General features: G+C 60.2%; 18 protein-coding genes and 3 pseudogenes. 10 read left to right on the top strand and 11 right to left on the bottom strand.

Going from position 1 to position 20,162, the window contains the following annotated elements:
* The 4 genes and pseudogenes from G1E_RS05970 to G1E_RS05955 all read right to left on the bottom strand — a co-directional run.
* Positions 1–332: pseudogene (locus G1E_RS05970) on the bottom strand (hypothetical protein); the annotation flags it as partial.
* A gap of 687 nt (positions 333–1,019) precedes the next feature.
* A pseudogene (locus G1E_RS05965) lies at positions 1,020–1,256 on the bottom strand (TraX family protein); the annotation flags it as partial.
* On the bottom strand, positions 1,253–1,693 hold the full coding sequence (locus G1E_RS05960; protein ID WP_003089095.1) for a YqaA family protein: 441 nt from the start codon (positions 1,691–1,693) through the stop codon (positions 1,253–1,255). The pseudogene G1E_RS05965 and the gene G1E_RS05960, both read right to left, overlap by 4 nt.
* Positions 1,694–1,713: 20 nt before the next feature.
* The gene (locus G1E_RS05955; RefSeq protein WP_003089094.1) at positions 1,714–2,019 is read right to left on the bottom strand and encodes a metal-sensing transcriptional repressor; all 306 of its coding nucleotides are present in this window, start codon (positions 2,017–2,019) and stop codon (positions 1,714–1,716) included.
* 511 nt (positions 2,020–2,530) lie between these two features.
* On the opposite strand from G1E_RS05955, the gene G1E_RS05950 reads away from it, so the two are divergent.
* The 3 genes from G1E_RS05950 (at position 2,531) to G1E_RS29205 (ending at position 4,145) form a co-directional block, all read left to right on the top strand.
* Entirely contained in the window at positions 2,531–3,268 is a 738-nt protein-coding gene (locus G1E_RS05950; RefSeq protein WP_003089091.1) for a HupE/UreJ family protein, read from the top strand.
* 12 nt (positions 3,269–3,280) lie between these two features.
* Positions 3,281–3,961 carry a hypothetical protein gene (locus G1E_RS05945; RefSeq protein ID WP_003089089.1) on the top strand — a complete coding sequence of 227 codons (681 nt, stop codon included), beginning with the start codon at positions 3,281–3,283 and terminating at the stop codon, positions 3,959–3,961.
* A gap of 61 nt (positions 3,962–4,022) precedes the next feature.
* Positions 4,023–4,145: a hypothetical protein gene (locus G1E_RS29205; protein ID WP_016713062.1), complete on the top strand. Its 123-nt coding sequence runs from the start codon at positions 4,023–4,025 to the stop codon at positions 4,143–4,145.
* Between the two features lie 80 nt (positions 4,146–4,225).
* Here the strand turns inward: G1E_RS29205 and G1E_RS05940 are convergent, their stop codons facing one another.
* Positions 4,226–5,530, bottom strand: a complete 1,305-nt coding sequence (locus G1E_RS05940; RefSeq protein WP_003089087.1) for an MFS transporter — start codon at positions 5,528–5,530, stop codon at positions 4,226–4,228.
* 158 nt (positions 5,531–5,688) lie between these two features.
* Here G1E_RS05940 and G1E_RS05935 point away from each other — a divergent pair, with 158 nt between their 5' ends.
* Both G1E_RS05935 and chrA read left to right on the top strand, forming a co-directional pair.
* Positions 5,689–6,630, top strand: coding sequence for a chromate resistance protein ChrB domain-containing protein (locus tag G1E_RS05935; protein WP_023095846.1), 942 nt, complete (start codon positions 5,689–5,691; stop codon positions 6,628–6,630).
* Complete coding sequence (chrA, locus tag G1E_RS05930) at positions 6,623–7,990, top strand: chromate efflux transporter (protein WP_016713063.1); 1,368 nt, start codon at positions 6,623–6,625, stop codon at positions 7,988–7,990. The genes G1E_RS05935 and chrA overlap by 8 nt, the downstream gene beginning before the upstream one ends.
* A 98-nt stretch (positions 7,991–8,088) precedes the next feature.
* Here the strand turns inward: chrA and G1E_RS05925 are convergent, their stop codons facing one another.
* The 4 genes from G1E_RS05925 to G1E_RS05910 all read right to left on the bottom strand — a co-directional run bounded on the left by G1E_RS05925 (position 8,089) and on the right by G1E_RS05910 (position 11,709).
* A complete protein-coding gene (locus tag G1E_RS05925) occupies positions 8,089–8,295 on the bottom strand; it encodes a hypothetical protein (RefSeq protein ID WP_003089081.1) in 207 nt (68 codons plus the stop codon).
* A gap of 124 nt (positions 8,296–8,419) precedes the next feature.
* Positions 8,420–9,814: a heavy metal sensor histidine kinase gene (locus G1E_RS05920; protein ID WP_047149692.1), complete on the bottom strand. Its 1,395-nt coding sequence runs from the start codon at positions 9,812–9,814 to the stop codon at positions 8,420–8,422.
* Entirely contained in the window at positions 9,811–10,485 is a 675-nt protein-coding gene (locus G1E_RS05915; RefSeq protein WP_003288515.1) for a heavy metal response regulator transcription factor, read from the bottom strand. The genes G1E_RS05920 and G1E_RS05915 overlap by 4 nt, the downstream gene beginning before the upstream one ends.
* A gap of 240 nt (positions 10,486–10,725) precedes the next feature.
* Positions 10,726–11,709 (bottom strand): IS5-like element IS2000 family transposase, encoded by a 984-nt coding sequence (locus G1E_RS05910; RefSeq protein WP_013973047.1) that lies wholly within the window; start codon positions 11,707–11,709, stop codon positions 10,726–10,728.
* Positions 11,710–12,045: 336 nt separating this feature from the next.
* On the opposite strand from G1E_RS05910, the gene G1E_RS05905 reads away from it, so the two are divergent.
* The 4 genes from G1E_RS05905 to G1E_RS05890 are packed head-to-tail and all read left to right on the top strand — an operon-like array spanning position 12,046 to position 17,771.
* The gene (locus G1E_RS05905) at positions 12,046–13,158 is read left to right on the top strand and encodes an efflux RND transporter periplasmic adaptor subunit (protein WP_023628708.1); all 1,113 of its coding nucleotides are present in this window, start codon (positions 12,046–12,048) and stop codon (positions 13,156–13,158) included.
* Entirely contained in the window at positions 13,158–16,241 is a 3,084-nt protein-coding gene (locus tag G1E_RS05900) for an efflux RND transporter permease subunit (protein WP_003089077.1), read from the top strand. The genes G1E_RS05905 and G1E_RS05900 overlap by 1 nt, the downstream gene beginning before the upstream one ends.
* The gene (locus G1E_RS05895) at positions 16,234–16,536 is read left to right on the top strand and encodes a DUF3240 family protein (RefSeq protein WP_003288512.1); all 303 of its coding nucleotides are present in this window, start codon (positions 16,234–16,236) and stop codon (positions 16,534–16,536) included. The genes G1E_RS05900 and G1E_RS05895 overlap by 8 nt, the downstream gene beginning before the upstream one ends.
* Positions 16,536–17,771, top strand: coding sequence for a TolC family protein (locus G1E_RS05890; protein WP_003089075.1), 1,236 nt, complete (start codon positions 16,536–16,538; stop codon positions 17,769–17,771). Before G1E_RS05895 ends, G1E_RS05890 begins: the two co-directional genes overlap by 1 nt.
* A 288-nt stretch (positions 17,772–18,059) precedes the next feature.
* Here G1E_RS05890 and G1E_RS05885 read toward each other — a convergent pair.
* A pseudogene (locus G1E_RS05885) lies at positions 18,060–18,443 on the bottom strand (transposase); the annotation flags it as partial.
* A 216-nt stretch (positions 18,444–18,659) separates the two neighbouring features.
* Between G1E_RS05885 and G1E_RS05880 the strand changes: the two are divergent.
* A complete protein-coding gene (locus G1E_RS05880) occupies positions 18,660–19,595 on the top strand; it encodes a recombinase family protein (protein WP_003089068.1) in 936 nt (311 codons plus the stop codon).
* A gap of 39 nt (positions 19,596–19,634) precedes the next feature.
* Here the strand turns inward: G1E_RS05880 and mobF are convergent.
* The coding region (gene mobF, locus G1E_RS05875; RefSeq protein ID WP_218186959.1) for a MobF family relaxase at positions 19,635–20,162 on the bottom strand (528 nt) is incomplete at its 5' end.

Genomic DNA, 20,162 nt, shown 5'->3' with positions numbered 1-20,162 from the left:
TCCGTTGCTCCCCAAACCCCCTCGACCGGCCTCTCATTGGACAGCACGACATTCGGTGCCGTTAGCCAGTGGAGCGCACCTCCTAGATCCCCATCGTACAGCTCCAATAGCGCATCGAGGATCTCGATAAGACGACAGAACACCTCACCAGCCTGTATAGACATCACGGCACTGCCGGGGGACGCAGTGATCCACTGCGCGATCTGCGCTGGCGATCGCTCCAACTCGCTTGCCAAATCGGAGATCAACGACACCGGCAGGCCCGCCAGTACGGCGACGTGCAGATAGTAGTGGCCTCTCGGCAAATCCAGTTTTTCGCGGAGCCTTTCCATAACTGCCTCCAGGATAATTGGCCATTTGATAATGTCATCTTGGCCCCGAGTTTGCGCATGATGGTCTCGAACCATCCGCACCGTAGCTTCGAGAGAGAGCGAATGAACACTATCTGAAGGCTACTCGGCAGTGCGAGAGGGCTTTGGCAGTGACGCTTTGATCGGTGTTATTATTGAAACCTGCCCAAGAGCTTCCTCTCCCGGGTGCGTGTACCGGTGATGAAACTTGGTTTGAGGCGGTCTCGTTGAGGCCGCCTTTGTCGCTTCTGGGAGAGCCCCCAGTACTAAGCAGCCGTTATGCGTCGAAGCGCAAAGCCTCGACCAAAGCTGTTCGCAGGCCCTCTAACTCGGCATTTCTCCAATCTTATGAACTCGCGCTGGGTACGGACGGCGGGAATTATCTGCAATTATCTCGGCATAGATAATTGATCAATATTTAGCCGCCACTACTGAGCAGCGCCTCTCAAAGTTAATCCTTTAGATACAGCAGGTTACAGAACGAATGTCCTAATTTTTGCCTTATCTCGGCATGCCCCCTAATGCGGAAAATGGCTGCTGCGAGGTGCTCGCGGCGGCCAAAAACGGAGAACTGAGCGGGTTACCTGGTCGATTTTGATCGACGGCCCGCTTTCAAAAGCAGCAAGGGCTGAAGTCGACCGGAAATACAGGGTTACTTCAGACCTTCCTTAGGTAGCGGCCATTGCTGCGAGTGAACAACGCGCCAACTTCCGTTCGACAGACATTCACGGCGATCGCCAGGCAAAACAGCGGGAACGAGAGGCGTCCCAGAATGAACAGGTTATCCAGTGATGGCCATGCCAGACGCATGTGGTCGAGCACCATCGTGAGCAGGGCGATCCACTTGATGAGGTCCTGTCCGTTGTGTCGTTCAACCCGCGAAGGTGGTGATTCGTACGCGCTCAACTCAGGTTCTCCAGGATGAGAATCGCAAGGACCAGATACCGTCCGCCCTTGGCGAGCGTGACGATCAGGACGAACCGCCAGAGCGGCTCTTTCATCACGCCGGCGATCACGGTTAGCGGGTCTCCAATGATGGGTACCCAACTGAGCAGCAGCGACCAGTACCCGTAACGTTCATAGGAGGCTTTGGCTTTTTCGAAGGCCGCTTGCTTTACCGGAAACCAGCGCTTTTCGCGATAAGCCTCGATACCTCGTCCCAGCAGCCAGTTCACAACCGATCCGAGTACGTTGCCTGTGGTGGCCACCACCAGCAGGATGGCTGTGGAAAAACGCTCGGATATCAGCAGTCCGCCCAGCACTGCCTCCGATTGCATGGGCAGCAGGGTTGCCGCGCCGAATGCAGCCAGAAACAGGCCGAGGTAACCGCCGTACTCAAACATTCAACAACCGAGCACCGTGCCTACAGGTATTTGGTGATTTGCTTGAATTCGTCCAGTGCCGAACGGTCGCCCTTGCTCAGGGCTGTCACCGAGTCTTCCAGGCAATGGTCGATGTGGTCCTGGATCAGTGTCCGCTTCGCCTGGCACACGGCCTTTTCAACAGCATGGAGCTGCTGGGCGATGTCCACGCATTCACGTCCTTCATCGATCATGGTGATGATGCTGCGCAGGTGGCCGTCCGCTCGCTTGAGGCGTTTGATGATGGCGTCGTGAGTCTGGTGGGTATGAGCGTGACCATGCGGTTGGTCGTGAACGTGTTCTGACATGACTTGAGTCTCAGACGGCGATACTTTACGCTCTGCATGCTATCCCCCTGGGGGGGTTGGGTCAAACGCGCTATTTCACACCGTGTTTCAACCGGATAAGCATTGGGATGTCTCGTCGTTTTCTTTCAGCGACCATGATCGTGGCTTTGGCAATGGCCTTTCTGCTGGCCTGGACCGGTCATGCCTATTCACTTTCCGTCCTCTCGCAAATCACGGCAAAGAGCGCCCAGAGCCTGACTCATGATCACTCCCACGACTCGTCCCTGAGTTGTGCGCAGTGCTCTGATCACTACCACTCCCCCCTGACGCCCGATCACCAGCACGAAACGCCTCAGATACCAGCTGCAATCCACTTCTCCAGTCATTTCGAAGCCTCGGTACACCTGGCCATGCTGGGCGATTCCGTGCCTTGGCCCCCCATCTTCCGTATCGAACGCCCACCCCGTCCTGTGCTTGCTTCCTGACCAAGGCCGCTCTGCGGCCAACAATCACTGCAAGAAAGGATTGATCCATGCATTCGCACTCCCTAAAGGGTGGGGGCCTGTTCGCCATGCGTTCACGCCACCTGTTGTATCTGCTGTTCCTGCTCGTCGCCTCGCTGTTCATCGGCATGCCAGAAGCTCTGGCCCATGCCGTGGCCGAGGGTGACAAGGGCTTCATCCAGGAAAGCACCGGGGTCATGCTGATCCCCTTCATCTACATGGGCGCCAAGCACATGGTCACGGGATACGACCATCTGCTGTTCCTGTTCGGCGTCATCTTCTTCCTCTACCGGCTGAAGGATGTCGGCCTGTACGTCACGCTGTTTGCGGTCGGCCATTCGGTGACGCTGCTGATCGGCGTGCTGACGGAAGTCAGCATCAGCTCGTACGTCATCGACGCAATCATCGGTTTCTCGGTGGTGTACAAGGCCCTGGATAACCTGGGCGCCTTCCAGCGCTGGTTCGGCTATCAGCCGAACACCAAGGCCGCCACGCTGATTTTCGGCCTGCTGCACGGCTTCGGCCTGGCAACCAAGATCCAGGAATACGAGATCTCTCCCGATGGGCTGATCCCCAACCTGATCGCCTTCAACGTAGGGGTGGAGATCGGTCAGCTGATGGCGTTGAGCGCCATTCTGATCCTGATGGGCTTCTGGAGGCAGACCCCAAGCTTCTGGCGTCATGCCTATACCGCCAACGTCGCAATGATGAGTGCTGGTTTCCTGTTGATGGGTTACCAGATCTCCGGCCTGTTTCTGACCGCTTAAGGACTCCTGATCATGTTCAATTCTCCACTCCCATCGGCAAGCGAATTGCCGAGCAGCCGCCAACTCGTTCGTTCCACCGTCATTGCCCTGGCTGTCGCCATGGGCCTGCTGGTCACCGTGGTGATGCCTTCGGAATACGCGGTCGACCCGACCGGCCTGGGCCGCGCCATGGGCCTGACGCAAATGGGCGAGATCAAGATCACCCTCGCTGCCGAGGCTTTGGCTGACGAGGCTGCGTCGAAAGCGGCAGCTGCTCCGGCCCCAGCTCCTGTCGTTGCTGCTGCACCGGCACCTGCACCGGTAGCGCCACCCGTACAGCAAGTGGCAGCAGCCCCTCAGCCCGCGGCTCCCGTATCCAGCAAACCTGCTGCCAACGCCAAGTCCGATCAGGTCACCGTAACCCTGACGCCAGGCGAAGGTCGGGAGATCAAGCTGGAAATGCTCAAGGGCAGCACTGTGAGCTATGAATGGACCGCATCCGGCCCGGTCAACCACGACACCCACGGTGAGATCTACAACGCCGCCCAAGGCGATTTCCACAGCTACAGCAAAGGGCGTCAGGTGAAAGGCGACAAGGGCGACCTGACCGCGCTGTTCGATGGCACCCATGGCTGGTTCTGGCGTAACCGCACCAACGCCGATGTCACCATCGTGCTGAACACGACTGGCGACTACCTGAACGTGAAGAAGTAATCCCGCCGGGGCGAACCTGTTGTTCGCCCCGACTTTTTGATCTCAATTGGAATAGCTGAAGATGACTACCAAAATCCTCAAATCGCTCGTTGTGCTGAGCTTCCTCGGCCTGTTGGCTGCCTGCGGTGGTACTGATACCGAATCGAAGTCTGGCGATGCGGGTCACGGCCACTCGCACGAGTGATGCAAACAGGGCCGCTAAAGCGGCCCTGTTTCTTTCTGGATTACGCGAAGATCATCGATAGAACCCGTGCAACGCGGGCTTTATGGCTTTGGCCATTTCCGGTGATCGTCATCGATGACGAACGAGTGCGCATGCGCATTGCCGTTGGCCACGTGCGGGTGGTCTTCCGGCAGGTCATCGTGATTGTGCGCTACCACGTCTTCCTCATACTCCGGGCGCCAGATCCGCTTGCTCACCAGCCAGGCTACGGCGGCAACCAGACTCAGTCCGATGAACGAAGCCGTCAGGCTGACGCTTGCCCCCAACCATCCCGCGAGCGGGTAGGTGATCAGCCAGCAGGCGTGTGAAAGGGCGAACTGGGCGGCGAACAGCGCAGGTCGATCCTGGGCTGAGGACGAGCGCCGCAGAATGCGTCCGGACGGTGTCTGTGCCAGGGAGTAGCCGGCACCCAACACCAGCCACAACAGGATCAGCGCCGGGTAACTGGAGACGAAGGTACCCAGGATCAAACCGGCTACCAGCACGGCACCGCCGGCCAGCATCGCCTTGCGATCGTCCAGTCGTTCCAGCAGCTTGGGCAGCATCAGGGCGACCACCATCGAGCCACCGCCGAAGGCCATCAAGGCCATGGCGGTAGAGCTCTGGGGCAGCGCGAACTTGGATTGCACCAGTACCACGGTGTTGACGATGACCATGGCGCTGGCGGCTGCGATCGTCAGGTTCAGTGCAAGAAGGCCACGCAGCCGCGGGGTGCGCAGGAAAATCCGCATGCCCTTGGTGGTGCGTTCATAGATGCTGCGTTTGGGTCCTCGTGCCGCCAGGGGCAGCACCACGGTACCGACCATCGCGGCGGACACCAGGAAGCCCACCACCGTGCCCGCGAACAGGCTGTGGAAGCTGACCACCGTAAGCAACAGCGCGGCCAGCATCGGACTGATCACGCTTTCCAGGTCATAGGCCAGGCGCGAAAGGGAAAGCGCCCGGGTGTACTCGCGCTCATCCGGCAGGATGTCAGGGATGGTGGCCTGGAAGGTTGGCGTAAACGCCGCAGAGGCCGACTGCAGCACGAAAATCAGCACGTACACCTGCCAGATCTCGGTGACGAAGGGCAGCATCAGCGCGACCGCTGCCCTGACCAGATCGAGGGTGACCAGCATCGCCTTGCGCGGCAGATGCTCGGCGAACGCGGCGGCAACCGGTGCAACGCCGATGTAAGCCGCCATCTTGATGGCGAGCGCGGTACCCAATACAGCTCCCGCCTGGGCGCCGGCCAGGTCGAATGCCAGAAGCCCGAGGGCAACCGTCGCCAGACCAGTGCCCACCAGGGCGATCACCTGGGCCAGAAAGAGGTGTCGATAAGTACGATTTTTTAGAACGGATAGCATGCGCTACCTCCGGGTAGTGCGGGTGATTCATGTTTCTAGCGTATCCCCCCTGGGGGGATACGGTCAACGTGAGTGAATCGAACCCTCATCCCGGCAGTGCATTTTCCTGAGAACAGAGCTAAAGTAGAGATTCATACATTTTATGTTTGATTCTCTACATGAAAAATTGGCTTCTTCTTGTGTTGGCACTCCCCACGGCCAACGCGACCGAACGTATGCGTGCCTGGCGGGCGTTGAAGGCTTGCGGCGCTGCCGTGCTGCGCGACGGTGTGTACCTGTTGCCTGAGCAGGACGCGGGCCGCGAGGCGTTCGAGTCCGTGGAGCGCGATGTGACGGTCAGCGGCGGCACTGCGTTTCTGCTGGCATTCCCGGACGAAGAAACTCGCTTCGCCGGCCTGTTCGACCGGAGTGAGGAGTACAGCAAGCTGCGCGACGAAGTCGCCGCGTGCAGGGAGGGACTGCTTCCCGAGAACGCCCTGCAGGTCGCTCGCCAGGTCAGAAAACTGCGCAAGAGCTTCGCCCAGTTGGCCCTGATCGACTTCTTCCCCGGCGTTGCGAAGCAGCAGACGGAGACCGCGCTGGAAGCGCTGGAGACGGCAATCAGCCGTGCCCTCTCACCTGATGAACCGCACATTCAGGATCATCCCGTCACGCTGCTGGACCACAGTCATTACCAGGGGCGTCGCTGGGCAACCCGTCGACGTCCCTGGGTCGACCGGCTGGCCTGTGCCTGGCTCATCCAGCGCTTCATCGACAGCGGCGCGGAAATCCTCTGGCTGGAATCCCCGAGCGACTGCCCCGCCGATGCACTGGGCTTTGACTTCGATGGCGCCGCGTTCAGCCATGTCGGGCACCGCGTCACCTTCGAAACCCTGATCGACAGCTTCGTGCTGCAGGCTCCAGGCCTTTCACGCATCGCCGCGCTGGTTCACTACCTCGATGTCGGTGGCAGCCAGCCTGCGGAAGCGTCCGGCATCGAGCGTGTCCTGGCGGGCCTGCGCGAGAGCATTACCGATGACAACCAACTGATGGCAGCGGCAAACGGCATCTTCGACGGGCTGCTGGCGGCCTTTGCCAACGAGGAAAACGGTCATGGCTGAAACGACGACGCTGGCCACGGGCGAAGCCCCCCTCAAGCCAGCGACCCCGGTGGGCTTGTTCGAAGCGTTGCTGTTCTGGCTGAAGATCGGCTTCATCAGCTTTGGCGGGCCGGCAGGACAGATCTCCATCCTCCACCAGGAGTTGGTGGAGCGTCGCCGCTGGATCAGCGAGAAGCGCTTTCTGCATGCCCTGAACTACTGCATGTTGCTGCCCGGGCCCGAGGCCCAGCAGCTCGCGACCTACATCGGTTGGTTGATGCACCGGACCTGGGGCGGGGTGATTGCTGGCGGGCTGTTCGTGCTGCCGTCGCTGTTCATCCTGATCGGGCTGTCGTGGGTCTATATCGAGTTCGGCAACGTTCCGGTGGTTGCCGGGATCTTCTATGGCATCAAGCCGGCGGTCACCGCGATCGTCGTTCATGCGTCGCACCGCATCGGTTCCCGGGCATTGAAGAATGGCTGGCTATGGGCGATCGCCGCAGCATCCTTCGTCGCCATTTTTGCCCTGAACGTCCCGTTCCCGCTGATCGTTCTGGCCGCTGCCGTGCTGGGCTACATCGGCGGAAAAGTGCTGCCGGACAAGTTCGTGACCGCTGGCAAGCATGGCTCCGGGAAGGCCAGTTACGGGCCTGCGCTGATCGATGACGATACACCGCCACCCGCGCATGCCCGTTTCCGCTGGAGCTATCTGCTCAAGCTGATCCTGATCGGTGCGGCGCTATGGATGCTCCCCATGGGGTTGCTGACCGTCATCTTCGGCTGGCAAGGCACTCTGACCCAGATGGGGTGGTTCTTCACCAAGGCTGCGTTGCTCACCTTCGGCGGTGCCTACGCGGTGTTGCCCTATGTCTACCAAGGTGCGGTCGGTCACTACGGCTGGCTGTCGCCCACGCAGATGATCGACGGCCTGGCCTTGGGGGAAACAACGCCGGGGCCGTTGATCATGGTGGTGACTTTCGTCGGCTTCATTGGCAGCTACATCCACCCGATGTTCGGCACCGACCATCCGTTCCTGGCGGGCGCGGTGGCGGCTGTGCTGGTCACCTGGTTCACCTTCCTGCCCTCGTTCCTGTTCATCCTTGCCGGCGGTCCGCTGGTGGAGTCGACGCACAACGAACTGAAGTTCACAGCGCCGCTGACCGGGATCACCGCCGCCGTGGTAGGTGTGATCCTGAATCTGGCGTTGTTCTTCGGTTACCACGTGCTCTGGCCCAACGGCTTTGGGGGAGGATTCGAGTGGGCCTCCGCACTTATCGCCGCGGCCGCCGCTATTGCCCTGTTCTACTTCAAGCGCGGTGTGATCCAGGTGCTGGTGATGAGTGCACTGGCGGGGCTGGCTGTCCAGCTGTCGATGCGTTGAGGAGGATGCCGCTTGAGGGTGATCCGGGGCAGGCGGTCAAGCGCCTGCCTCAAGATCGAGGGGGAAGGAGGAAGTAGAGAAACAGCACATCCATGAGCCTAGGATGGGCTTTTAGCGTTTTCCTTTTCTTTGGTCTCTGCCGGTTTGGCTTTGTCTGCGGTGTCTTTTTCACCCCAGAGGCGTTTCTGGTCCTCGCGGAATTTCTTGTTGAATTCGATCGAGCGGTCGTAGCCATCTTCGGCAAATACCGGTGTCGTCACACCAACAGCCAGTACACCGATGAGAAGCGCTTGGGTCAGTCGCATTTTCAGAAACTCCAGGGGTTTGGATCTCAATGGATCGTGAGATTTTCGATACCCCTGAAGCTTAAAGAAGCGTCTCTGACGACAACGTGAGGCGCGAATTACAATGTTGAAAGACGCCTTGGGCTCAGAGACGGTTCACCGGAAAACTCAGGTGGAACCAGGTAAAGCCCGAGCCCGTTATTTCTACCTTCGCCACGCCTTGGTGCAGGCTCATGATCGATCGCACGATGGCAAGCCCGAGGCCTGTGCCTCCCTCGCTGCGCGCACGCCCTTTGTCGACCCGATAGAAGCGTTCGAACAGATGAGGCAGGGGCTCTTCCGGAATACCTTGGCCTGGATTGCCTACGCTGAGCCTGATGTGCTCCTGCTCACGGTGAACCTTCACCACTACAGCCTGCCCTTGTGGGCAGTAGCGAATGGCGTTGGAGAGCAAATTGGACACTGCCCGTTGAATCATCAGGCGATTGCCTTGGATCACATCGACACTGCCTGACACATCGAGCCGAACGCCGCTCTCTTCGGCACTCAGGCTGAACAAGTCACTGACCCTCTGCACCTCGTCGACCAGTGCCACCGTCTCGAATTGCACCAAGGCTGCAGGCTGGCTGACATGTGCCAGGAAAAGCATGTCGGCCACCATGCTTTTCATGCGATCCAGCTCCTCGGCGCAGGATTCCAGCACCTCACGGTACTCCTCCGAGCTGCGTGGTCGTGACAGGGCCACCTGTGCTTTGCCCATCAGGTTAGTGAGCGGAGCACGCAACTCGTGGGACAGGTCGTCCGAGAACTGCGATAGCTGCTGCACGCCACCGTCCAGGCGGTGCAGCATAAAGTTGATGCCGTCCGCGAGCTCCAGCAGTTCGATCGGCAAGCGGTCGGTAGGCAGCCGATGCTGCATGTTGTCGGTGGAGATCTTCGACGCGACTTTCAGAAAGCGCGTAAGCGGCAGCAAGCCCCGGCGTACCGTCCACCAGGCCACGACCATGATCAGCGCCAGGATGAAGGGTGACGCCATCAGGGCCCAGCTCAGCATCGCCCGGAGCAATTCGGCATCGGAGGATTCATCCACGGTCATGTACACACCGACCTGGGTACCGTCAGCCAGACGCATGAGCTGGGAAACGCTGAGCATGGGCATGCCCAGTTCGTTGTTCCACTCGTAGAACTCCACTTGATCGTTGGCAGGAAAGCTGGTGAGTTCGGTGGTTATCTTTTTCGAGCCGATGGTCAGCAGGGGGATTCGGCTGTTTGCCGTATCGAAAATGCTGACGAACAGGTTGTTGTGGCCCATCGCAAGGTCGACCAACTGGTGGGAGTCTGCGGTGACCTCGGACAGATCCGCGACGGTCGATAGGTTATGGGCCATGCCACCCATCTTGGTGATCAGGCTGCTTTGCGCCGTGCGCTCCAGCGCCTGGCCGAGCATCAGGTAGCCCACGATAGAGAGCAGCACCAGCAGTATCACGCTCATCAAGCCGACTTTGAGTCCCAACCTGGCGGCCAGGCTGAAGCGCTTCATGAACGCTCCTCGATCACATAGCCCACACCGCGCAGGGTGTGGATAAGTTTGTTCTCGAACGGATCGTCGATCTTGGCGCGCAGGCGCCGGATCGCCACGTCGATCACGTTGGTATCGCAGTCGAAGTTCATGTCCCAGACCAGGGAAATGATCTGCGAGCGGGTCAGGGCTTCCCCTGGGTGGCTCATGAGCAGGCGCAACAGGGCGAATTCCTTGGTAGTCAGCTCGACGCGCAGGTCACCCCGGAACGCGCGGTGGCGACCCGGATCCAGCTCAAGGTCTGCGACCCGCAAGGTCGGGTGGTCCACCACCTTGTCGCCACGCCGCTGCAGCGAGCGGATGCGGGCAAGCAGTTCCGGAAACTCGAACGGCTTCACTAGATAGTCGTCGGCGCCGCCGTCCAGGCCCTTCAGCTTGTCGTGCAGGCGGCCACGACCGGTCAGCATGATGATGCGAACCCGACTGGTCTTGCGGATCGTGTCGAGCACGTCCCAGCCGTCCACCTTGGGCAGGTTCACATCCAGGATGACCAGGCCGTAGGTGTTGTGCTGGAACAGGTGCAGCGCATCGACACCATTACTTGCCCGGTCAACGATATAGCCACTTTCGGTAAGCCCTTGCTGAAGGTATTCGGCAGTTTTGGCTTCGTCTTCCACTACTAGAACACGCATTATTTGTTTATCTCAAATTAAAAAAGTATTCGGGTGTCAAATAAAAAAATATTCATTTATTTCTTGAAGTGTCATTGCCTCATGCACCGAACCAGCATGGTGATCATCGATGAATCAATCTTAAGGAAACTCCGAACAAGTTGCTCATCAGTCGGAAATGGGCGGCTTAGGGATGCCGAAAAGCCCGCTTTTCAGTCGCTGATTATTGGATAACCAAGGCAAAGCCTTGGTTATCCGGACTCACGGGCGCACCTCTCCCGCAGCAGGCAATAATTGCCGGCGCACCATCCACAGATTCGACAGGGCAAACAGCGTGGTCAGTTGCGCCGTGTTCTTGGCCAAGCCGCGAAAACGAGTCTTTACATAGCCGAACTGGCGTTTGATCACCCGGAACGGGTGCTCCACCTTCGCACGCACTTGCGCCTTGGCCTTTTCGATCTTGCGCTTGGCTTGGTAGAGCACGCTGCGTTTGCTCAAGTGTTTGTAGGTGCTGCGGCGGGCAGCGACCTGCCATATCACCTGCCGTCCCTCGTGTTCTGGCCGCTTTTCCACGCCTGTGTAACCCGCATCCGCACACACGACATTCTCTTCGCCATGCAATAGCTGAGCGACCTCCGTCACGTCAGCTACGTTCGCGGCGGTGCCATGAACGTGATGCACCAGACCCGATTCAGCATCCGCGCCGATGTGGGCCTTCATGCCGAAATAGTACTGGTTGCCCTTCTTCGTTTGATGCATTTCAGGATCGCGCTTGCCTTCCTTGTTCTTGGTCGAACTGGGCGCGTGGATGATGGTCGCGTCGACAATGGTGCCCTGGCGCAACGACAGGCCCTTGTCTTGCAGGTAATTGTTGATGGTTTCCAGAATGCCGGCTGCCAACTGATGCTTCTCCAGCAGGTGCCGGAAGTTCATGATCGTCGTGTCTTCGGGGATCGGAGCGCTGAGCGTCAGACGAGCGAACTGGCGCATCGAAGTGATCTCGTACAGCGCCTCTTCCATGGCGGGATCGCTCAAAGAGAACCAATTCTGCAGCAGGTGAATGCGCAGCATGGTTTCCAGAGGATAAGGCTTGCGGCCACCGCCAGCCTTTGGGTAGTGAGGCTCGATCAACGCCACCAGTCCACTCCACGGTACCACCTGTTCCATCTCGGCCAGGAAACGCTCGCGACGGGTTTGCTTGCGCTTGCCGGCGTACTCGAAATCGGAAAAGCTCATCTGACTCATGGGATGGCGGACTTGTAGAAGGCAGTTGGACGGAGGGCTATTTCAGCACAGGTCAGATGGCCTGTGCTGACTTGATCGGAGAATCCTTAAAACGAAAATCAGGAGGGAGGTGGAATCCTTCAAATTTGTAATTCAGCGGTAACGTTCCTGATAGTCACCCCCCTCTAGAATCGAACCTGTAGAGGAGTCTACGACAATCTCCTTCCATGCAAAGGGTGCAGCAGACGAGTGGGTTACTCATGTGTGTCCTGCGACCGCGCTCGCCTTGCGATTTAAAAATCCTCAAAGACAGGTCTAAAGCATGCCCATGTCATGGCGCTTCACGGGGAACTTTCGATGAATAACGAACATTATCTGCGCAGTGTAAAGGGGCTCTCTTTCGCCATCGCTTTTATTATTTCAGGGCCTGCCATGAGTGCTGAGAAGTTCTCTGTCGCCAATGAACAGATTCAAGCGCTGGGTATCAAGACGTCTGCTGTGCAAAGCATGAAACAGACGGTCAGCACGCGATATCCCGGCCAGGTTGTCGTGCCTCCGAAAGCGGAGCAGATCGTCAGTTCCCCACTTGAAGGTGTGGTGGTGCAACTGCTGGTGGGCGAGTACCAGGCCGTTCGCAAAGGCGAGCCGGTCGTGCGCCTGTCCAGTCCGGCGATGAGCCAGCTCCAGCTCCAGCTGTTGCAGGCATCTGCCCGCGCCACGCTGGCCCGGCAGGCCTACACCCGGGAACAGAAGCTGTTCGATGAGGGCATCATTCCGCAGCGTCGGGCGCAGGAAGCCCAGGCAACGCTGAAGGAAGCGGAAGCGACTCTGGTGCAGACCAAGGCCGAACTGGCCCTGGCGGGAATGACCCCGGCCATGATCGAGCAGGTCATCCGCTCCGGGATTCCTTCCGACAGGATCACCCTCAGCGCCGTTCAGGACGGCATTGTCAGCAACATCTCGGTCCGGCCCGGCCAGCGGGTCGACGGTGCCACGTCGCTGCTGAACATCACCCAGGTCGATGCGCTGTGGCTGGACGTGCAGATTCCGGCCGCGGCCAGTATTGGCATTCAGCCGGGCGCGGGCGTAACGGTGGTCGACAAGGGCATTAATGGGCGTGTCATCAACCTGAGCCCGACCCTCTCGGCTACCAGCCAGTTCGTGGTGCTGCGCGCCGAAATCGAAAATGCCAACGGCGCCCTGCGTCCCGGCGAGCTCGTCACCGTGGAGATCCCGGTTCAGGCCGCTGGCAAATCCTGGGACATCCCTCTGTCTGCCGTCGCTCGCAACAAGACCGACTCCGTGGTGTTCGTCCGCACGCCCGACGGTTTTGAAGCCCGCCCGGTCAAGGTCGAAGCCAGCGCGGGGCAACTGGTCCGTGTCCAGGGCAACATCAGCGAACAGGACCAGGTTGCCGTCGCCGGCGTGATTGCGCTGAAAGGCGCCTGGCTTGAAGAGGACGGTGAGTGATGCTGAGCCGTCTTATCCAATTCTCTTTGTCCCAGCGCCTGTTCATGGTGCTGGCGACGCTGTTGCTGACCGGCGCGGGCTGGTATGCCTACCGTGGGCTGCCCATCGATGCCTTCCCTGATGTGGCCAGCACCCAGGTCAAGGTGATCATGAAGGCACCGGGGATGACCCCGGAAGAAGTTGAAAGCCGGATTGCCGTGCCGATCGAAGTGGAAATGCTCGGTATTCCCAAGACCAAGATCCTGCGCTCGGTCACCAAGTACGGCCTGGTCGATGTCACCATCGATTTTCAGGATGGCACTGACATCTACTGGGCGCGGCAACAGGTTTCCGAGCGTCTCGGCAACCTGAGCGACAGCCTGCCGGACGGCATCAGTGGCGGCATGGCGCCGATCACCACACCGCTGGGCGAGATGTTTATGTTCACGGTGGACGGTACAACCTTGTCTCTGGTCGAACGTCGCAGCCTGCTCGACTGGGTGATCCGGCCGGCGCTGCGTACCGTACCTGGCGTGGCGGATGTGAACTCCCTCGGTGGCCAGGTCAGGACCTTCGAGGTACTGCCAGATCCCATCCGCATGGCTGCCAGCGGCGTGAGCCTTGAGCAGCTGACCAACGCGGTCAACACCAACAACCGTAACGACGGTGCCGGCCGACTGGGTGAAGGTGACGAAGTCCTGCTGGTACGCAGCGAGGGCAGCATCCGCACCCTGGATGACCTGCGGGCCGTTGTGGTCAATTCCAACAGCTCCAGCCCGGTGCGGGTTGGCGACCTGGCCGAGGTTCGCCTTGGCACCCTGACCCGCTACGGCGTGGTGACCCAGGATGGCAAGGGCGAGGCTGTGCAAGGCCTGGTGCTCGGCCTGGCTGGCGCCAACGCCCGCCAAGTGGTCGCCGGTGTGCAACTGAAGCTCAAGGAACTGGAGGCCACACTACCGAAAGGCATCACCATCACCAGCTTCTACGATCGCTCGTCGCTGGTCGATAAAGCGGTAGGGGCTGTGTCCAAGGCGCTGATCGAGGCCACCGTGTTGGTCATCGTGTTGCTGGCCCTGTTCCTCGGCAACGTTCGCGCAGCGCTGACGGTTGCCCTGGTACTTCCGCTGGCGGCGTTGATCACCTTCATCCTGATGCGCTTCGTCGGCATGTCCGCCAACCTGATGAGTCTGGGAGGGCTGGCCATTGCCATCGGCATGTTGGTGGATGCCGCGGTGGTGGTGGTCGAGAACATCGTCCAGCGTCTGGCCACCGATCCTTCCGGTGGCAAGCTGCCGCGTCTGCACATCATCTACCGGGCGGTGCGCGAGGTCGCGGTACCGGTGACGTCCGGCATCCTGATCATCATCACGGTGTTCCTGCCGCTGCTCACCCTGCAGGACCTCGAAGGCAAGTTCTTCGTCCCGGTGGCGCTGACCATCGTCTTCGCTCTGGCGGGATCGTTGCTGCTGTCGCTGACCGTGATCCCCGTGCTGTCCTCCTACCTGCTGCGCGAGGTCAAGCACGAAGACCCCTGGCTTGCCCGCAAGCTGCTGGGCATCTATGGCCCGGTGCTGGAGTGGGGGCTTGGCCGGCAGAAACTGATCGCGATCATCGCTGGCGCCATGTTGGTCGTCGCTGGCCTGGTCTACACCCAGGTGGGCAAGACCTTCATGCCGACCATGGATGAAGGCGACCTGATCGTGGGTATCGAGAAACTGCCATCGGTCAGCCTCGAACAGACGGCCGAGCTGGACAAGAAGATCCAGACCGCGCTGATGGCAGCGGTCCCGGAGATCCGGGGCATCGTGGCGCGGGCCGGTTCCGACGAGATCGGTCTTGATCCCATGGGCCTGAACCAGACCGATACCTACCTGCTGCTCAAGCCCATGAGCGAATGGCGGATGGACACCAAGGAAGAGCTGATGGACGAGGTCCGCAAGGTGCTCGATCCAATGCCGGGTATCGGCTACAGCTTTACCCAGCCCATCGAGATGCGCGTCTCCGAGATGATCATCGGTGTGCGCGGCGACCTCGCCGTGAAGATCTATGGCCCTGACCTGGGCACCCTGAGCCAACTGGGCGGCAAGATCGAGTCGCTGCTCAAGACTGTGCAGGGCAACCAGGACGTCTACACCGTGCAGAACGACGGTGTGCAGTATCTGCGCGTGGAGATCGACCGGCTGCAGGCTGGCCGTTTCGGCCTGAGCGTCGAGGCCATCCAGGATGCACTGCGCGTGCAGATCGAAGGCCAGCAGGCCGGCCTGGTGATCGAAGGCAACCAGCGCACGCCGATCCTCATTCGCTCGGACGAGTCGGTGCGCACGTCGCCGGCGGACTTCAACGCGGTGCGGATCACCACGCCGGATGGCCAGACCATTCCGCTGAGCAGCGTGGCGAGACTGGAGCGTGCCGATGGCCCGGTGAAGATCGACCGGGAAATGGGCAGCCGCTACAGCGTGGTGATCGCCAACGTCAGCGGTCGTGACCTGGTCGGCTTCGTCGAGGAGGCCAAGGCGCTGGTGGCTCAGCAGGTGGAACTGCCCAACGGCTATCGCATCAGCTGGGGCGGCCAGTTCGAGAACCAGCAGCGTGCGGCTGCCCGGCTGTCCATCGTCGTTCCCGTGGCGCTTGGTCTGATCTTCGTCCTGCTGTTCTCGACCTTCGGCTCCGTGCGCCAGGCGTTGCTTATCCTCAGCAACATCCCCTTCGCCCTGGTGGGCGGCATCGTCGCGCTGTGGGTCACTGGCGAGTACCTCTCGGTGCCAGCGTCGGTGGGGTTCATCGCTTTGTTGGGTATCGCGGTGCTCAACGGCATCGTGCTGGTCAGTTACTTCAACCAGTTGCATGGCGAAGGCCTGCCACTGCGGGAAGTGGTGCTCCAGGGTGCCCGTCGCCGGTTACGCCCGGTACTGATGACCGCCTCGATCACCGCCTTCGGTCTGGTCCCACTGTTGTTCGCTACCGGGCCCGGCTCCGAGATCCAGCGGCCGTTGGCCATCGTGGTGATCGGCGGTTTGATCACCGTCACCGCGCTCACCCTCATGTTGCTCCCGATTCTCTATCTGCGATTCGCCCACGCGAAAAAGGAGGCCAAAGATGCCTGATACCTGGTTGACGCTGCTCTGCACCCCAAGCTTGGAGGAGAAGCTCATCGACCACCTCCTGGTCGTGACGGGGAACCAGATCTTCACCAGCACACCGGTTGCGGCGCACGGGCTGTCCACCGCGGCACTCAATCCGATGGAGCGTGTCATGGGGCGGGCCAAGGCTGTGCAGATCCAACTCGTGGTGGAACGGCAGCAACTCACGGAGGTGCTGCAATCCCTCAAGGAGGAGTTTCCAAATACCGGGCTGCGCTATTGGACGGTCCAGGTCAGTAACTTTGGGGAGTTCGTGTGATGAAGCGCCTTGTTCCCCTGGCTCTGCTGATCAGTGTGTGTGGCACGGCCGTGGCGCAACCTGCCGCTCCGGCAAACATTCTGCCCAAGCCGCTGGTGGTGTCGCTGCTCAACGCCGATCCCCGCGTGGCCTCGGCACGCTCCAGCATGGATGCCGCCATGCTGGAGGCTGGCATCATCCGGCGTTCGCCTTATGAATGGACGGCCACGGCAATCGGCCAGCAACGGCGTACCGACGCTGGCCCCAACTACAACGAATGGAACGTGGGTATCGAGCGCACGGTGCGCCTGCCTGGCAAGGCCAGTGCCGACCAGGACATCAGTTCGGCAACGCTGCGATTGGCAGATGCCACCTATGGCGAAGTCCGTCATGAAGCCGCGCGGGAACTGATGACCCTGTGGCTGGATTGGCTGGTGTCGGAGCACGCGCTCACCATCGCCAATAAAGGCCTGGCCTCAGCCAAGGAAAGCCTGGCGGCGGCGGAAAAACGCAACCGTGCGGGTGACGCCTCTAAGCTGGATGTAAGCCTGGTCAAGGCGGAAGTGGCCGAGCAACTGCGACAAGGCAACGAAGCCAAGATAAAAGCCGCTGCGAGCTGGGCAACACTGTCGCGGCGCTTCCCTGGCATCGAGCGCAAAGTGGTTGATCTGCCCATTCCTTCGGCCGAACTCGGTCAGTACGACACCTGGCGCGAGCGGATCCTGGCCGAAAGCGATGTGCTGCGTCGGGTCGAAGCCTCTCTGCTGAGAAATCAGGGGCAATCGGCCCGGGCGAAGGCTGACAGGGTGCCGGATCCTACGTTGGGGGTATTCACCGCCTCCGAGCAGGGCAACCGTGAGCGCATCTACGGTGTCAGCTTCAGCATGCCGATCCCCAGCGGGTCGCGCAGTGCTCGCTACAGCCAGGCGCTGGCCCAGGAGAATGCGGCTCGCGAGGATGTCGACCTGGCCAAACGCGAGCTGGAAGCCGGGATTGCCCGTGACGTCGAACTGGCTTCAGGTGCTTACGAGAGCTACCTGATCGCGAAGGATGGCGCCGCTGCCATGACCCAGAACGAAGCACAGATGCAGCGTGCCTACGAACTGGGCGAGGTGGATCTGCAGTCGTTGTTGCTGGCTCGCCGGCAAGCCGTCGCATCGTCTACCAGCGCCCTGCAGGCCCACGCGGATACGCTGCGCACCCATCTGTCGCTGTTGATCGATGCCCACTGGATATGGGGGTTGGACGAAAGCTGAGTTGTTGCGTTGCCCGGCATAGGCCGGGCAACCTTTCAGAATCGTAATGAGTTACTCATGCTCCGGTTAGTTTTCGGCAGCAATGATAGGAAACGGCCAGTGACCACAGCTGAATAATAAACGGCCGTCCTATCTCAATAAGGGAAGGTCTGAAGTAACCCTGTATTTCCGGTCGACTTCAGCCCTTGCTGCTTTTGAAAGCGGGCCGTCGATCAAAATCGACCAGGTAACCCGCTCAGTTCTCCGTTTTTGGCCGCCGCGAGCACCTCGCAGCAGCCATTTTCCGCATTACAGGTGCACCTTTCCTGCGGTAGTCAGCAAATGTCGGCGCGCCATCCATAGGTTCGACAGCGCGAACAGCGTCACCAGCTGAGCGGTGTTCTTGGCCAGGCCACGGAAGCGCACCTTCACGTAACCGAACTGGCGCTTGATCACTCGAAACGGGTGCTCGACCTTCGCTCGCACTTGTGCCTTGGCCTTCTCGATCTTGCGCTTGGCTTTGTACAGGGCGCTGCGTTTATCGAGCTTCTTGTAGGTGCTGCGGCGTGCTGCGACCTGCCAGATCACTTCGCGGCCCGCATGTTCGGGGCGCTTTTCGACGCCGGTGTAGCCGGCATCGGCGCAGACGACGTTCTCGTTACCGTGCAGCAGTTTGTCGACCTGGGTGATATCGGGGTTTGGGGAGCAACGGAACAGAAAGTGCACTTAAGCCCAGCGCCTGCCCGCAAACCCTTGTGGCGTCTGGTTAGTTCGGGAAAACCAAGGTTTTGCCGAACTCTATCGAGGAATGGCTCGGTTCGTTAAGCTCCCCACGCTACGGTTCAAATAACTGGTACGCTTTATCAAAGTTCAACTATTACTAACGTAGTCGAGTAAACGGTACTTTTGATGAAGATCGGTTATGCGCGAGTGAGCACTCGGGATCAGAAAGCCGACCTACAAGTCGATGCCCTGAAACAGGCCGGGTGCGAACGCATCTACCAAGACATCGCCAGCGGCGCGAAAAGCGCCCGTCCGGAACTGGACAAACTGCTGGCCAACGTGCGTCCGGGTGATGCCGTGGTGATCTGGAAACTGGATCGCCTCGGGCGCTCGCTCAAGCACCTGGTCGAGCTGGTCGGCGAGCTGGCAGAGCGTAAGGTCGGCTTGCAGAGCCTGAATGACCCCATCGACACCACCCATGCCCAAGGCCGCCTGGTGTTCAACCTGTTCGCCTCGCTGGCCGAGTTCGAGCGCGAGCTGATCCGCGAGCGGACTCAGGCGGGCCTGTCGGCCGCACGGTCGCGGGGCCGGATCGGTGGCCGTCCCAAGGGTCTGCCCGCCAAGGCCGAGGCCACCGCCATGGCGGCGCAAACGCTGTACCGCGAGGGTCGCCTGAGCGTCAGCGCCATCGGCGAGAAGCTACACATCTCCAAGAGCACACTGTACAGCTACCTGCGCCACCGGGGTGTCGAGATCGGCGCATACCAGAAGAGCGCCCGGTCACGCGATCAGCAGATCACGGCCTCGTCGTCATCGCCGGCAGAGCCGCCCGCTGTCGAGCGGGTGGCCACCGTCACCCTGCGCCTGGCGGTGGTGAATAACAGCAAGTTCGTGCGCGGCCGGAAACGGGCCAAGGAGAACATCGAGCGCTACTGCCTGGAACCCTACGGCATGAAACGGCTGGAGTCGGGCCACTACGAGTTGGCCATTTCGTATCGAAGCGACGACGAGCTGGACAAGACCGTGCACGACCTGCTGACCGAGATCAGCCAGGAAGCCGACATGCGCAACTGCTTCATCGAGGCGGATGCCTGGGAAGAAGGCACCGAGCGCAGGTGGTAGGGCTTACGTTGGTTTTTGGTTCCATTGCTCCCCAAACCCCTACATGGCGTCAACTTCATGCTGAACCTTGAAAATATCGTCGTTGAACAAGGCACGCCATTTACCATCGGCGCGCTGCGTCATGTTCATGATCACCGCATGGGTGTGCAGTTGGGGATCCTTGCCGCGACTCATTTCGTGGCGAAACTTGCCAATGACCATGTTCCCCGTGCGTTCGCGCAGGAACTTGCCCTGTACCTTGCGCCGTGCCTGGGCGAGCTTTTCGACGTGGTGCATGGCCTTGGCCACCGCCCGGTCGTGAGCCAGGGTGACATTTTTGTCGCCGGCGACGAGTGCTTGCATCGACACCGATTTCGGCGCCGAGAATGTCATGTCCAAGCCCATGCGCCGCTTGTTGGTTTCGGCATTGAACGTGGTGTGGATCCGCTCGCCGTTCGGCAACTTGCCATCAAGCAGTTTGGCCAGTTGCAGCTGATCGACGGGGCCGACCAGGCCGAGCCGTTCGGCACCTTCGCCTTGCCACTCGCCGGGTGTTTCCTTGGCGTAGTAGGGGTGCATAGAGAAAAC

Origin of the sequence: Pseudomonas sp. TJI-51, from assembly GCF_000190455.2 — a bacterium.
GTDB lineage: Bacteria > Pseudomonadota > Gammaproteobacteria > Pseudomonadales > Pseudomonadaceae > Aquipseudomonas > Aquipseudomonas juntendi.
This window is presented reverse-complemented; position numbering and strand designations above follow the sequence as displayed.

Excerpts from the sequence above, each read along its gene's own strand:
- G1E_RS05905 (WP_023628708.1), top strand. The coding sequence starts at position 12,046 with ATGAATAACGAACATTATCTGCGCAGTGTAAAGGGGCTCTCTTTCGCC.
- G1E_RS05915 (WP_003288515.1), bottom strand. The coding sequence starts at position 10,485 with ATGCGTGTTCTAGTAGTGGAAGACGAAGCCAAAACTGCCGAATACCTT.
- G1E_RS05935 (WP_023095846.1), top strand. The coding sequence starts at position 5,689 with ATGAAAAATTGGCTTCTTCTTGTGTTGGCACTCCCCACGGCCAACGCG.
- G1E_RS05920 (WP_047149692.1), bottom strand. The coding sequence starts at position 9,814 with ATGAAGCGCTTCAGCCTGGCCGCCAGGTTGGGACTCAAAGTCGGCTTG.
- G1E_RS05880 (WP_003089068.1), top strand. The coding sequence starts at position 18,660 with ATGAAGATCGGTTATGCGCGAGTGAGCACTCGGGATCAGAAAGCCGAC.
- G1E_RS05950 (WP_003089091.1), top strand. The coding sequence starts at position 2,531 with ATGCATTCGCACTCCCTAAAGGGTGGGGGCCTGTTCGCCATGCGTTCA.
- G1E_RS05890 (WP_003089075.1), top strand. The coding sequence starts at position 16,536 with ATGAAGCGCCTTGTTCCCCTGGCTCTGCTGATCAGTGTGTGTGGCACG.
- G1E_RS05895 (WP_003288512.1), top strand. The coding sequence starts at position 16,234 with ATGCCTGATACCTGGTTGACGCTGCTCTGCACCCCAAGCTTGGAGGAG.
- G1E_RS05960 (WP_003089095.1), bottom strand. The coding sequence starts at position 1,693 with ATGTTTGAGTACGGCGGTTACCTCGGCCTGTTTCTGGCTGCATTCGGC.
- G1E_RS05945 (WP_003089089.1), top strand. The coding sequence starts at position 3,281 with ATGTTCAATTCTCCACTCCCATCGGCAAGCGAATTGCCGAGCAGCCGC.
- chrA (WP_016713063.1), top strand. The coding sequence starts at position 6,623 with ATGGCTGAAACGACGACGCTGGCCACGGGCGAAGCCCCCCTCAAGCCA.
- G1E_RS29205 (WP_016713062.1), top strand. The coding sequence starts at position 4,023 with ATGACTACCAAAATCCTCAAATCGCTCGTTGTGCTGAGCTTCCTCGGC.
- G1E_RS05900 (WP_003089077.1), top strand. The coding sequence starts at position 13,158 with ATGCTGAGCCGTCTTATCCAATTCTCTTTGTCCCAGCGCCTGTTCATG.
- G1E_RS05940 (WP_003089087.1), bottom strand. The coding sequence starts at position 5,530 with ATGCTATCCGTTCTAAAAAATCGTACTTATCGACACCTCTTTCTGGCC.
- G1E_RS05925 (WP_003089081.1), bottom strand. The coding sequence starts at position 8,295 with ATGCGACTGACCCAAGCGCTTCTCATCGGTGTACTGGCTGTTGGTGTG.
- G1E_RS05910 (WP_013973047.1), bottom strand. The coding sequence starts at position 11,709 with ATGAGTCAGATGAGCTTTTCCGATTTCGAGTACGCCGGCAAGCGCAAG.
- G1E_RS05955 (WP_003089094.1), bottom strand. The coding sequence starts at position 2,019 with ATGTCAGAACACGTTCACGACCAACCGCATGGTCACGCTCATACCCAC.